Below are 14,245 nucleotides of genomic sequence, written 5' to 3'. Positions count from 1 at the left end.
GCTGTTTGGCGGCCCGCCGTCCCGCACGGACGCTCATGATTGCTCCGTCACGTCCGCGGTCATGGCTACCAGCACGCGCTTGAAACGTTCGACCAGCTTCTCGATTCTGTCCGCCGTGAACACGTCGGTATCGAATTCGACGCGGAGACCCAGTTCGTGGCCCGGCGCGACTTGCACCGAAAGCGGGTAGTGGTTGTATTCGCGGTTCGCAAAGCCGGTTATCTTCAACTCGTCGATTGCCGACAGCGCGGCGGTGTCGATCGGATAGTTCTCGTACACGAACATCGTGTCGAACAACTGGTCGTGTCCCGTTATGCGGTGTATCTCACTCAGAGCCAGGTGCTGGTGGTCAAGCGTCTTGGTGTAGGCGATCTGCAGCTGCTCAAGCAGGTCGGCGGTGGTCGTCTCCGCGCCGATGGTCGCCCGGACCGGGACCGTGTTGATCAACAGACCGACCATCGATTCCGCGCCGGCCAGGTCGGTCGGCCGCCCGGACACCGCGGTGCCGAACACCACGTCGTCCTGTCCGGTCAGCCACGTCAGCAGCAGCGCCCACGCGGCCTGCAGGACGGTGCTGACCGTGGTGTGGTACGAGCGCGCCAGCTCGCCCAACGCCTTCGTGGTCTCCGCGGACACTCGGAACGACTCCGCACCGCGCAGACCGAGCGCTAGGCCCCCCGGGGGTCCCACCAGGCTGGGAGCGCCGAACCCGTCGAGGACCTCACGCCATGCCGTCTGAGCCGCGCCTCGGTCTTGTTCGGACAGCCAGGTGACAAAGCTGCGATACGACGGGGCGGCGGGCAACCGCACACCGTAATAGCTGGCGAAGATTTCCTGCAGCAGGATCGGCTTCGACCAACCGTCGAGCACGATGTGGTGGTTGGTGAGCACGAACCTATACAGATCGTCTGCGGTGCGGATCAAGGCAGCCCGGAACGGCGGCCGGCCCGCCAGATCGCAGACCGCGACGCGTTCGGCGGTGCACAGCTGCTGTACCTGTTCCTCGAGATCGGCGTCTGCCGAGCTGAGCTCGACGTACTGCCAGGCCAGCGCCGGATCGGCGGGCATGACCTGCACCGGTTCGCCGAAGTCTTCGCAGAAACCGGCCACCAGGTTCGGGTGGCGGGTGACGACGGCGTGCACCGCCTCGCGCAAGCGTTGCGGATCAAGGGCACCACTCACGGTGATATCGAGCTGCACCGCATACAAGTCGTCACCGCCGCGCCCGCTGCCGGCGTAGTACAGCAGGCCCTGCTGCAGCGGCGTTAGCGGCAACACATCGCCGATCCGGTACTGCTGCGCCAGCCTGTCGATGTCGCGCTGGGCGAGACGGGCCGGCGCGATGTCGGACGGGGTCAAGCCGCCCCCACCGCCGCGCACGTGCGCGCAGATGCCGGCCAGCGCGTCGAACCACAGCTCGGCGAGCCGGCTGATCTGCTTGTCGTGCAACGCCGAACGCGCCCAGGTCCAGTTGGCCTGCAGCTGCGGGCCGGCCTCGGTGTCCATCGTGCCGGCATTGAGCTCCACGGTATGCGCCAGCGGCATCTCCACGGCGCCCGCGGCGCCGCCCAGCGAGAAACTGTTCTCGCTGAGCCGCCATAGCTCACTGGAGAGCTCGGCCGCACCCCCCAGACGACCTAGGTAGTTGAAGCCGATCACGGGGTCGGACCCACCCAGATCGACCTCGGGGGTGAGGTAGCGCAGCAGCCCGTAGGTCAGCGGATCGGGCAGGGCGCGCAGCTGTTCCTTGGCGTCCTTGATCGCAGTGCCCAGTGCATCCTCACCCGCTATCACCTGTCCCCAGGACAGGCCGCCGGCCGGGCCCCCGAAGTTCAGCGCCACCGGGTACTTGGTGGTGAACCAGCCCACCGTGCGCGACAAGTCGATATGCGGGGCCAGCTCCTCCTGGCGGCCGTGGCCCTCCACATTGATGCCGATCGGGGCGCTGACGCTCAAGAATTGGGTCCACGCCAGCCCGAACGCGATCAGCAGGATGTCCTGCACCCCGGCATGAAACGCCGCCGGGACCGCACCGAGCAGCAGGCGGGTCGTCTCGACATCCAGGGACACCGACAATTGGCCGGCGCTGACGTAGGTGTCCTCCGCCTGTACCGGCGGCAGCACGGCCGGGATCGCCGCCACCTGACGCCACGCCTCGGCCTGGGCCATCACCTCCGCGGTCTGCGCGTACTCGGCCAACAACGACGACCACCGCGCAAACGACGTCCCGGTTGCCGGCAGCGCCACCGGCTGGCCACTGCGATGCTGGGCCCATGCAATGTTGATGTCTTCCAACAGGATTCGCCACGACACGCCATCGACGGCCAGGTGGTGAATGATCAACGCCAACTGGTTGGTCGACTCGGCCCACACCGCGCGCAGCAATGCCCCGGTCCCCGGGTGCAGGCGTGACCGGGCCGCCACCAACGCCTCGGCCGACAGCGCGTCGACGGTGTCCGCGCAGCCGCCGGCATCTACCGTCCCGGCTTCGGGCACCCACAACGACCAGCCGCCGGCGCCGTCGTCGTCGACGCGCAGCCGCAACGCGGCATGCCGGTCAAGCAACGCCTGCAGCACCACCATCGCGTCGCCCTGTGCGACACCGGCAGGAGCTTGCAACACCATCGTCTGGTTGAACTGCTCGACCGGACCCTCGACGCTGTGCAGCCAGCGCATGATCGGGGTAGCCACCACCGGCCCGGTGCCCTCGTCGACCACGCCGCCCTCGCCGTCGGCGACCACCGTGGCGACCTGTGCGAGGCGCGCCGCGGTCTGTTCGACGAAAACGTCACGCGGACGGCACATTACGCCGGCCGCGCGGGCGCGGGCCACGACCTGCATCGACAGGATGCTGTCGCCGCCCAGATCGAAGAACGAATCATCGACACCGACCCGCTGCACACCCAGTACCTGGGCATAGATGCCGGCCAGGATTTCCTCGACCGCGCTCGATGGAGCCCGGTAACGGTCGACATCGGAGTATTCGGGTGCCGGCAGGGCGCCGACATCGAGCTTGCCGTTGACCGTCAAGGGCAGCGCCTCGAGCACGACGATCGCGGTCGGCACCATGTAGGCCGGCAACCGTTCACCCAACTGCGTACGGATCTCGGCCGGGTCGGCGGCCCCTGTGATGTAGCCCACCAGCCGCTTGTCGCCGGGGCGGTCCTCGCGTGCGATCACCGCCACATGATCGACCCCGTCCAAATCGGCGAGGGCCGCCCGGATCTCACCGAGCTCGATGCGATACCCGCGGATCTTGACCTGCTCGTCAGCGCGGCCGACGTAACGCAGCTGTCCGTCGGCGCCCCACGACACCAAATCCCCGGTGCGATACATGCGGGCCCCCGGCTCCCCGAACGGGCACGCCACAAACCGCGTCGAGCTCAATCCCGGCCTGCCCACATACCCCGCGGCCAACCCGGCACCGGCCACGTACAGCTCGCCGACCACCCCGGCGGGGACCTGACGCATCCACCCGTCGAGTACGAAGAAGGCAAGGTGGGTCAACGGCACGCCGATGGGGCTGGCATTGCTGTCGACGTCGCCGTCGAGGATCTCGCGGAACGAAGCGTGCACGGTCGTCTCGGTGATGCCATACAGATTGATCAGACGTGGCAGTCCGGGATGGCGGTTCAGCCACGTCTGCAGACGCTGGGGTTCGAGCGCCTCGCCCCCGAACACCACCGCCTGCAACTTCAGCTGCTGACCCAGCTCCGAGGCGAGCCCATCAGCGGTCTGCAGCGCATAAAACGCGGACGGCGTCTGGCTCAACACGTTGACCTGTTCACGAACCAGTAAGGCGTGCAACTCTTCTGGCGAACGCACCACCGAATCGGGCACCATCACCAACCGCCCGCCGTACAGCAGCGAACCGAAGATCTCCCACACCGCGAAGTCGAACGCCAACGAATGACACTGTGTCCACACCTGTCCCAGCGTCAACTGGGTGTCCAGCGAGTCCAGCAATTGGGTGACGTTGCGATGAGGCACCGCAACACCTTTGGGTGCCCCGGTCGTGCCCGAGGTGTAAATGACGTAGGCGATATCGTCCGCGGCCGGCGGCGCCAACGGCGTCTCGGGCTGGGCCGTCACCGCAGGGTCGTCGATGTCGATGAGCGGCAGGCCCGACCCCTCCAGTCGTGACCGCATGTCCGCGTTGGTGACCATCGCGATAGGCGCAGAATCGCCCAACACGAACTCGATCCGCGCCGCGGGCACCGTCGGATCGATCGGCACATACGCGGCACCGGTTTTGAGCACCGCCAGCATTGCCACCACCGCCTCGGGCGTACGCGGAAGCAACAGGGCCACACGCGTACCCGGGCCCGCACCCTGAGAAATCAGCAAGTGCGCCAACCGATTAGCGGACCCCTCGACCTGACGGTAAGTCCATGACCGATCCCCATAGCTGATCGCCACCGCCTCCGGGTCGCGGACCGTCGCCTGAACGGCGAACAATTCGGGGATCGAGACCGCGGACGCCTCCGGCTCGGCCAGCGCCGGCCGGTTGCCCCACTCGTCGAGGCGGTCGTGCTCGCAGCGGTCGAGCAGATCGATCGACGACAACCGCCGGGCGGGATCGGCGGCCATTGCCACCAGCGCCCGCCGCAAACGGTCGATCAGCGTGTCGATGGCCGCACGGTCAAATGCGTCCGTGTCGAATTCGACGCGAACACTGAGTTCGTGGCCCGGCGTCGCCACCACCGAAAGCGGATAGTGGTTGAATTCGCGGCTGTCGAACGCGGTAACGGCCAGCTCATCGGCGCCCGACAGGGCACCGGCGTCGATCGGATAGTTCTCGTACAGGAACAGCGTGTCGAACAGTTGATCGTGGCCGGTGGCGCGGTGAATCTCAGGGAGAGCCAGATACTCGTACTCGAGGGTTTCGTTGTGGACGCGCTGCAGCTGCTCCAACAGATCGGCGACTGTCGTCCGGGTGGTGGCGTTGGCCCGCACCGGCACCGTGTTGATCATCAGCCCCACAATGGATTCCGAGCCGCGCAGCTCGGTCGGCCTACCGGAGACCGCGGTGCCGAACGCCACATCATGCTGACCGGTCAGCCACATCAGCAGCTGCGCCCACGCGCCCTGCAGCACGGTGCTCACGGTGGTGTGGCACAAGCGGGCCAACTCGGTCAGGGACGCCGTGGTTTCGGCGGACATCCGGAAGGACGCGACGTCGTGGCGCCCTACCTGGCCAGACGTGCCCACCAATGTCGGCGCGTCGAAGCCCGCCATCACGTCGCGCCAAACCGCCTGTGCAGCATTGCGATCCTGCCGATCCAGCCAGCTGACAAAGCTGCGGTACGACGGGGCCGCGGGCAGCCGCTCGCCGTAGTAACTGCCGAACACCTCCCGCATCAGGATCGGCAGCGACCAGCCGTCCGCCACGATGTGGTGAATGGTGAGCACCAACCGGTATTGGTCTTCTGCGACGCGGATCAACGCCGCACGGAACGTCGGCTTGTCAGCCAGGCCGCAGACCGCGGCGCGCTCAGCGGCACACAGGCGTTCCACCTGCTGATCGGCGTCCGCGCCCGCGGGGTCCAACTCGACGTCCTGCCACCCGATCACCGGCTTCGCCGGGATGACCTGCACCGGCTCGCCGAAGTCTTCGCGGAAGCGGGCCAAAAGGTTGGGATGGCGGTTGACCACCGCCTGCACGGCCTCGCGCAGGCGCTGCGCATCGAGGGGGCCGTGGACGGTGATACCGAGCTGCACGGTGTACAGGTCGTCCAGACCCGGCACGAAGCTGGTGTGGAACAGCAGACCCTGCTGCACCGGGGTCAGCGGCAGCACGTCCACGACGTCGCCCTGCGAGCAGAGTTCGTCGATCTGCTGCTGGCTGAGTCGGGCGGGAGCGATATCGGATGGGGTAAGCCCGCCGCCGCCGGCTTTGACGTGCGCGCCGATACCGGCCAGAGCCTCAAACCACAACTGGCTCAGGCGGCCGACCTGCTCGTCGTTCAGCGCCGAGCGCGCCCACGTCCAGTTCGCCTGCAGCTGCGGCCCGGCGTCGGTGTCGATGGTGCCGGCATTGAGCTCCACCGTGTGCGCCAACGGCAGGGGCACCGCCGCAGCCATGCCCGCAAACGACAGGCTGTCCACGTTGATCCGCCACAAATCGCCGGGCAGGTCGGCACCCGCACCGAGACGGCCCAGGTAGTTGAACCCGATCGTCGGGTCAGACCCACCGAGATCAACCTCTGGGTTCAGGTAGCGCAGCAGACCATAGGTCAGCGGATCGGGCAGGGCGCGCAGCTGTTCCTTGGCGTCCTTGATCAGTGCGCCGAGTGCGGCCCCACCGGTGACCACCTGTGCCCACGACAGGCCACCGACCGTCACCGCGACCGGATATTTGGTGGTGAACCAGCCCACCGTGCGAGACAGGTCCACGCAGGGAGCCAGCTCCTCGTGGCGCCCGTGACCCTCGACGTCGATACCGATCGGCACAGCCGCGCCGGCGCCGAGAAACTCCGCGAACGCCAGGCCGAAAGCGATCAGCAAGATATCGCCGACCCCGGCGTGGAACGCCGCGGGCACCTCACCCAGCAGCAGGCGGGTTGTCTCGACATCCAGCGACGCCGACAGCTGGCCCGCGGACTCGTAGGTGTCCGCCTCGGGTTGCACCGTCGGCAACGCGGCCGGTATTGCTGCCACCTGTCGCCACGCCTCGGCCTGCGCCACTACCTCGGCGCGGCGCGCATGGTCGGCAAGCAGCGCCGACCACCGCGCAAACGATGTCCCGCCGGCGGGCAACGCCACGGGCCGGCCACCGTGATGCTGTGCCCAGGCGATGTTGAGGTCCTCCAACAGGATTCGCCACGACACCCCGTCCACGGCCAGGTGATGAATGATCAATGCCAGCTCGCCGGTGGACGTCGCCCACACCGCGCTGACCATCACTCCCGCCCCAGGGTTCAACCGCGAGCGGGCCTGTGCCAGCGCCTCATTCGACAACACATCGACGGTATGCAGGCATCCGCGCGCGTCCACCGACCCAGCTTCGGGTGCCTCCAGCGACCAGTCGCCGGCGCCGTCATCGTCGATGCGCAGCCGCAACATCGCATGCCGATCGAGTAGCGCCTGAAGGACAACCGCCACGTCGGCTGCCGTCACACCCGCCGGGGCGGCGACCACCATGGTCTGGTTGAACTCGTCGATCGGGCCCTCGACGTCGCGCAGGCAGCGCATGATCGGAGTGGCCACCACCGGGCCGATTCCCTCGTCGACGACGCCGCCTTCGGCACTGGACACCGTCGCGACCCGCGCCAGTCGCGCCACCGTCTGTTCGACGAAAACGTCACGCGGGCGGCACATCACCCCGGCTGCGCGCGCGCGGGCCACGACCTGCATCGACAGGATGCTGTCGCCGCCGAGGTCGAAGAACGAGTCATCGACCCCTACCCGCCGCATCCCGAGGACTTGGGCGTAGATCTCGGCCAGGATTTGTTCGACCGCGCCGGCCGGGGCCCGGTACTCACCGGCGGTGAATTCGGGTGCGGGCAAGGCACGCTTGTCGAGTTTGCCGTTGGCCGTCAATGGGATTGCCGGCAACACGACCACTGCGGCGGGGACCATGTAGGCGGGGAGCCGATCAGCCAGTGCCGCGCGGATCTCGGCCGGGTCGGCGGTGCCGGTGATGTAACCCACCAGCTGCCTGTTGCCCGGGCGGTCCTCGCGGGCGATGACCGCCGCCTGGTCCACCCCGTCGAGAGCAGCCAGGGCTACCTGGATTTCACCGACTTCGATCCGGTACCCGCGGATCTTGACCTGCTCGTCGGCGCGGCCCAGGTGTCGCAGCTGCCCGTCCGCGCCCCAGGAGACCAGGTCGCCGGTGCGATACATCCGTGTTCCGGGGGCCCCGAACGGGCACGCCACAAAGCGCGACGCGGTCAAACCAGCACGCCGCACATACCCGACGCCCACGCCACGACCGGCCAGGTACAGCTCACCGACCACCCCGGCCGGCACCGGCTGCAACCACTTGTCGAGCACGAACATTGCCGCCCCGGGTATCGGCGACCCGATCGGCACCAGGCCCGGTCCCGGCGTCAGCGGCGTACTCATCGATGCACACACTGTCGCCTCGGTCGGGCCGTAGGCATTGATCATCACCCGCCCGGGTGTCGCCCAACGATCCACGACGTCGGTCGGGCAGGCCTCACCGCCCACCACCAACGCCGTCGACTCCAGCCCTTCCGGTGACAGCATCGCCACCGACGACGGAATCTGAGTCAGGACGCTGACGTGTTCCGCGACCAGCAATGCGTGGAGATCTTCCGGGGACCCGGCGACTGCCTCCGGCACCACCAGCAGCCGCCTACCCCGCAGCAGCGCACCCCAGATATCCCACACCGATAGGTCGAAGGCCGAGGAGTAGCACTGCGCCCACACCCCGCCCGGCGGCAGGAGTTCGTCGAGCGCCTCGATCAGCCACGTGACGTTGTGGTGCGTGATGGCTACGCCCTTGGGTGTTCCGGTGGTACCGGAGGTGTAGATGATGTAGGCGACATTTTCGGGGGCGGGATACGGAAGTGGGGTGCCGGGTTGGGCCTCGATGGAGGGATCGTGGACATCGATGACCGGCAGGTCGGATTTGTCCAGCCGTGAGCGCAGTTCGGCCGTGGTGATCACGGCGGTCGGTGCGGCATCGGCAAGCACGAACTCCATCCGCGCCGACGCATGCGCCGGGTCGATCGGCAGATACGCCGCCCCGGTCTTGAGCACGGCCAGCATCGCCACGATCGCCTCCGCGCTCCGGGGGAAAAGCAGCGCTACACACTGCCCTGGGCCAACCCCACGGCCGGCCAGAAGATGGGCCAACCGGTTCGCGGCCTCATCGAGCCCCCGATACGTCATGGCGCGGCCGTCGAACGTCACCGCTATTGCCTCGGGGGTGCGCTCGGCGTGCTCGGCGAACACCGCCGGAATCGACGCCGACGCGGTTACCGGCCGGGCTGACGCCGCGCGATGCGACCACCTATCGAGCCGGTCGTTCTCTTCCGCATCGAGGATTTCGATCGAGGAGATCGGCCGTTGTGGATCGGCGGTCATTTCCATCAGCACCTGCTGCAGGCGTGCCGCCAGATAGGGAACGCCAAAGCTCGCAAAGGGTTGTCCGACCCCCGCCGTGCTGAGAAACAGCTGATCGGCGGCCCCGATGAAGAACAGGCCGAAGTGCCCGGCCGGGCCGTTGTTGGTGTACGTCGCGGTTGCCGGAGCGCCTCCGAGCTCCAGGGTCAATCGAGATGGGATGAAATTGACACCTACCCGGTTCGATGGCTCTCTGAGGCTGCGGGAGCCGACTTCACCGTCGAGCTGGTGCACCGGAAACCGTTGATGCTTCAGCAATTGTCGTATCTGGACGTCAACGTGCTGACAAAAATCGGCGACCGTTGTCTGCGGTGACGTCTGCAGGACCAGCGGCACAACTCCGGCGAGCATCCCTGGGAGCGTCTTCGACTCGGGACGTACGCGCCGGCTGACCGGGAAATCCAGTGCCACCTCCGAACCGCTTCCCGACCATGCATGCACCACGAGTGCGGACGCCGCGGTGATGACCGAATAGCGACGGATGCGCAGCTTCTTTGCCAACGCTTGCATCCGGGCGACGGCGGTCGCGTCCAATTGGACTGAGGCCGAAGGCGAACACGGGTCCCCGCTGGCGTTGGTCTGGGGGAGCTGATAGTCGTGTCCGCCCTCCGGCGGAAGGTTCTTGCGCCAGTACGCCTCGTCTTCCAGATAGTCGGTGGATGCTTCGTATCCCGACTCGAGGTCAATCAAATCCTGCGCCGAGCCGAAATAGGCGTCGGGAACGGGCGATCCAGCCACCATTGCCGAATAGATGGTGGCAACCCGACGGGACACCAGCGCCATGCCCAACCCGTCCAAAACGATGTGGTGGCAGCAGCCGAACAAGTAAAACTCCTCGGCCTGCGTCTGGAACAGGACGAATCTGAATAGCTGGCCGTTCAACGCCATCGGCGTGCGCTGGATGGAGGAAGCACTCCGACGGACGTCCTGCAGGGGATCGAGCGAGCCGGTCAGGTCGTGAAACTCGACCTCGACGTGCGGGCAATCGATCGGCCGTTGGAGCACCTGCCCGTTGATCTCGAAGAATGAAACCCGGAGCGGCTCGGCTTCCGATACCGCTTGGCGGATCGCCCGCTCGAGGACATCCCGGCGTATCGAGCCTTCGATCTTTATCAACAGGCCGAGTTGCCAATCCGTGCCGGCATAGCCCGATTCCTGCGAGAGCCAGATGTCCAGTTGTCCGCGTGTCAGCGGTAACGCCAGGCCATCACGCCCCATCGACTCCCCCAGAGCTCCACCCACTCGCCCCGCTTACCTCGAGTGGTTACTGGTCAAAATCCTGCCCGTCGCCTGCCGGTCGCGCAGAGATTTCGGCCGAATGTCCGGCCAATTCTTCTCGATGCGAATGCAGGAACGCCGCGCGTCCGCTCCCGTAGCGATCATCCGCCATCCAGTTGGGACATCGGCGGAGGCCGGCCACAGGCCGTGTCGCTCTTGATCGTTCGCCACATCACCCCGGAAGCCCGGCGCACGTCGTGTCTCCGGATCGGTGTGACGGTTGCCAACCGTGCTCGGGAGGCAACATTGTCGCCGCGTATCGGCGATTTTCCGAACGTGCGGGGCGGACCACGGTTACACTCCGTTTCGATTCGGGGGATTTACCGCCGGCGACGCACCTGATCTCGGGCGATCAACGTGAGCGCAGGCACCGGTAGGACGTGGGTGTTGAGTTTCGCCATTGGGAGGGGCGTCAATGAACCGACGATCGGATTATGTCTTCACTGAACTCAGCCATCACACGGACGACTGCGTGCCGGTAATACAACAATATCTTGATTTTCTTGTCCGTGGTGACGGTCGAAAAGCTCATTGTCCATTCACCGAGACGATGCTCGGAAAGCGCCAATTCTACTACGATACGAGCGATTTTCTCCTGGATGAGGAAGAATTTTTCCGGGCTATCGCGGAGATGCGTGAATTTCACGCTAGACATTCTGATCGTTATTTGGTTGTCGGGGTGGCGTATCAGAATGTCGATAATTTCCTGCAAGCGGTCGCTGCCCAAGGCGAAGTGTGGCGACAGAAAATGAGGCTCGAGCTTATAGCCGCTGGCCTGACGATTGCCTGGACTCATCCGAAAAATCCACTCGGCACCCATACGGATCGCGATAAGCCTGTCGAGCCTCTTTGGGTGAGCGATATTCCACTTCTTATGCTCAGGAATCTCGACAAGGGCGATGAACCGTTCATGGTGAGCGCCGATTCCAAGACCGCGTTCGTGCTGGGCATGAAATATCGCGAATCAATACCAATCGCGATACGTCCTGGCGCGATGAGTCCGCAGCTGGAATCGCACTATAAGTTGAACGCTCTGGCGGATCTCATGAATCATGTTCGACTTTCCTCCGTCAGATCGGTAACAGCCGATTTGGCCGGAGAACTCACGGTGCTTTTGAAAAGCGGAAAAACCTGCGCGCATGCGTGGAGTCCCTAGCCCGCGATATCGGAGGTAATGCAAAATGCTTGAGCTTCCGTGCACCCGGATTGCCGAAAGGCGGGAACGCCCCGTCGATCTGAAGTGACCAACTTCGGGGCAGGAAAGCTTAGCAACTTCGACCTGAGGGGAGCGCCAGGCGACGACATCTGGAAATCAACCATGAACGCCGCTTTCCGGCAGTAACAACGTTGCTTTTTAGCGACTAGGTCACAAACGTTTGCCCTGGTGAACGCCCCGGTTTAATCCGGGCCGAACATCCTGCGTCATCGCAATCCCCATGGACAGAGAAAGACTCGATTGGTTCTGCGCGGCAAGGAGGACGTGAATGTACTTTCGCTCAACCGCGTGGACCGTGCGCAAAGGCTTACGTATAGCCGCGCATTTATTGTGTTCACCCGCATGTCGAAATCGGCAAATAATTTATTGCGCGAAGAAGTATGACTAGCAAAGTCGGAACAAGGTGGTGCCACATGGTCTTCTATGCAGTGCATCGGCGGCGTATTCCTCGTCGGGCGCCGTGGTGACGGGGGTCGAAATGCTTGCCGCCACAGAGCTAAGGTCACGGAGCGCCGGTGATGTGGCCGCAATTCCGCGGGGCTTCCCAGCTCCCAGGTTCGTGCGGCCGACCATTGCGGTGCCGACCGTGCTGGTCTGGCTTGGGTCGCTCGTTGCGTGGTTGGGGGCGACGGCGGCGGTTCTGTGCGGAGTGAGTCGTTGGTGGTTGGCGGTCACCATCGTCGTTCAGGGTCTCGTAACGTTTTCCATGTTCTCGGTGCTGCACGAAGCGATTCACCACACCGTCGGCCGACCAAAGTGGATCAACCAGGTATTCGGTCGCTTGTCGATACCGTTCGTCTCGCTGTTCGCAACATTCCCACTGCTCGCGTATACGCATCTGGCGCACCACCGCAACACCAACGAAGGTATCCATGAGGATCCGGACGCGTGGAGTCTCACGGGTCCGCGTTGGCAGCTGCCGTTGCGCTGGTTGACGATCGATGCCTGGTATTGCCGCTTTTACCTCGCGCGCCTGCGCCGGCGCCCCCGTAAGGAAGCCTTGGGCTTTGCCCTACACCTCACTCTGACCCTTGCCTTCGTAACCACCATCCTGATTCTCGGCTACTGGCGAGAGCTGGTGCTTATCTATTTCATCCCACAGCGGATCGGCATGGTCATCCTCGCGTGGTGGTTTGACTGGCTGCCTCATCACGGTCTTGTTCCGATAAAGACCAATCGATTCCAGGTCACCCGCGCTCGGGTTGGCTGGGAGCGTGTTCTGTGTTTGTTATTGATGTATCAGAACTACCACGTAGTTCATCACCTCCATACTGCGATTCCTTTCTACCTGTACGTAAAGGCATGGCGGGCCGCAGAATCGGAGTATCTGGACCGAAACGTGCCGATCAGCACCGCGTGGGGCCAGGACATGACGCCTTCGGAGTACCGCAGATGGCGGGGGGTCAGTAGCGGCATCGTCGAAGCGGATCGCGGAGATCGGTGGGTAGCGGTTCGACCACACCTCGACGCGGCTGGCGCACCCCCGCCCTCATCATCCCGGCGGCGCAACGGACCGCCCGGCCCCTGTCCCGGCGGCGCGAAATCGTCCTTCTCGCACCGCGTGCCGCTACGTTAGGAAGTCAGCGTGAAGCTGGCCTGAAGAAGGACGGGACCGAGAGTGCTCAGCGTGGGGACGACGGCGCGGTGATCGCGGTCAGGTTCCACTTGTCCAGCCACGGCCGCACCAACTCGGCGACGGAGAATTTGGCGCGGGCGGCGCACCCGGCCTTGGGCGTGTAAGGATCACCGCCGCGGATGAGGATGCCGACGGCGCTGACGGTGCCGTCGCGTTCGTAGTGGTACACCGGCCCACCCGAATCGCCGCACTGGCCGCTCGCCAGGAACACGACCTTGCTGGCGGTGATCTCCACGATCTGCCCGCAGGCGTCCGCGCCCGAACCCATGCCGAACTTGCACAACTGTTGTCCGACTTGAAGGTTGGTGGCGACGCCGGTGACCGGTAGCGACGCGGCGACCGCCGCGGACCGGGGAACGTTGTCACCGTCGAGCATGATCAGGCCGATGTCGTGCTGTTCGTCGTGGACCCCCTCGCTGATCGTCTCGGTGAACGTGCCCAGCGTGGTGTAGGGAAGGACCCCGCCCAGGTTCATCGTCACCTTGCTCCGCTGACCGGGACGATTGCAATGACCGGCGGTGAGGATCCCGGCCCGGGCGCCACCTGTATGCACCAAAAATCCTGCGGTGCAACCCATTCCACCGGATCCGTCGGCATACTCGACGTAAATGCCGGCACCCGGACCGATGGCGCTGGCCGCCGGCAGATCGATCGGCGCCAGGGTCGGCGGCGCCGGGAGGGGAGGCTGCCGCGCCGGGGTGGTGGCCCTGGGGTACAGGCAGACGGCCGCCACCAGGGCGGCGGTGCTGCACACCGCCGCCAGGATGAGCAGTGTGGTGTGCAGTTTGGCGCGCTGCGGCACACCCGAGAAACGGCTCTTCGGCGTGCGTCGGCGCTGGTCCCGGCTGGGCAGAAAACCCAACACGGCCAGCACCGCCAACACCAGGGCACTGAGCGGCAGCGCGACGGTACGAGCCGGCGAATAAGGCGACCCCCAGCTGGCGAACTCCAGCGCGTACACGCCCCCCATTAGATCGGTCTTTGCCGCCTCGCGCGGCGCTCTCGACAGAGTTGGTGGA

Annotated in this window: 5 protein-coding genes; 2 read left to right on the top strand and 3 right to left on the bottom strand. The window is 65.4% G+C overall.

Annotation, left to right across the window (positions count from 1 at the left end; genetic code table 11):
- Positions 1-33: 33 nt before the first annotated feature.
- Together P6281_RS15690 and P6281_RS15685 are read right to left on the bottom strand one after the other, a co-directional pair.
- Positions 34-10,314, bottom strand: coding sequence for a non-ribosomal peptide synthetase (locus P6281_RS15690; protein ID WP_324738973.1), 10,281 nt, complete (start codon positions 10,312-10,314; stop codon positions 34-36).
- A gap of 33 nt (positions 10,315-10,347) precedes the next feature.
- On the bottom strand, positions 10,348-10,545 hold the full coding sequence (locus P6281_RS15685; protein WP_009953281.1) for an MbtH family NRPS accessory protein: 198 nt from the start codon (positions 10,543-10,545) through the stop codon (positions 10,348-10,350).
- Between the two features lie 244 nt (positions 10,546-10,789).
- Here P6281_RS15685 and P6281_RS15680 point away from each other — a divergent pair, with 244 nt between their 5' ends.
- Positions 10,790-11,530, top strand: coding sequence for a 1-aminocyclopropane-1-carboxylate synthase (locus P6281_RS15680; RefSeq protein WP_202378311.1), 741 nt, complete (start codon positions 10,790-10,792; stop codon positions 11,528-11,530).
- Between the two features lie 580 nt (positions 11,531-12,110).
- On the top strand, positions 12,111-13,166 hold the full coding sequence (locus tag P6281_RS15675) for a fatty acid desaturase (RefSeq protein ID WP_233425281.1): 1,056 nt from the start codon (positions 12,111-12,113) through the stop codon (positions 13,164-13,166).
- Positions 13,167-13,212: 46 nt separating this feature from the next.
- Here P6281_RS15675 and P6281_RS15670 read toward each other — a convergent pair whose 3' ends face one another.
- Complete coding sequence (locus P6281_RS15670) at positions 13,213-14,196, bottom strand: endopeptidase (RefSeq protein WP_043955057.1); 984 nt, start codon at positions 14,194-14,196, stop codon at positions 13,213-13,215.
- Positions 14,197-14,245: the final 49 nt, after the last annotated feature.

Origin of the sequence: Mycobacterium sp. 5-140-3-2, from assembly GCF_035666375.1 — a bacterium.
Taxonomy (GTDB): Bacteria; Actinomycetota; Actinomycetes; order Mycobacteriales; family Mycobacteriaceae; genus Mycobacterium; species Mycobacterium intracellulare.
Note: the sequence above shows the minus strand (reverse complement) of the source record. Positions and strands in the feature narration are given on the sequence as shown.

Coding starts and splice junctions, on each gene's coding strand:
- P6281_RS15690 (WP_324738973.1), bottom strand. CDS start 10,314: ATGGGGCGTGATGGCCTGGCGTTACCGCTGACACGCGGACAACTGGAC.
- P6281_RS15680 (WP_202378311.1), top strand. CDS start 10,790: ATGAACCGACGATCGGATTATGTCTTCACTGAACTCAGCCATCACACG.
- P6281_RS15670 (WP_043955057.1), bottom strand. CDS start 14,196: ATGGGGGGCGTGTACGCGCTGGAGTTCGCCAGCTGGGGGTCGCCTTAT.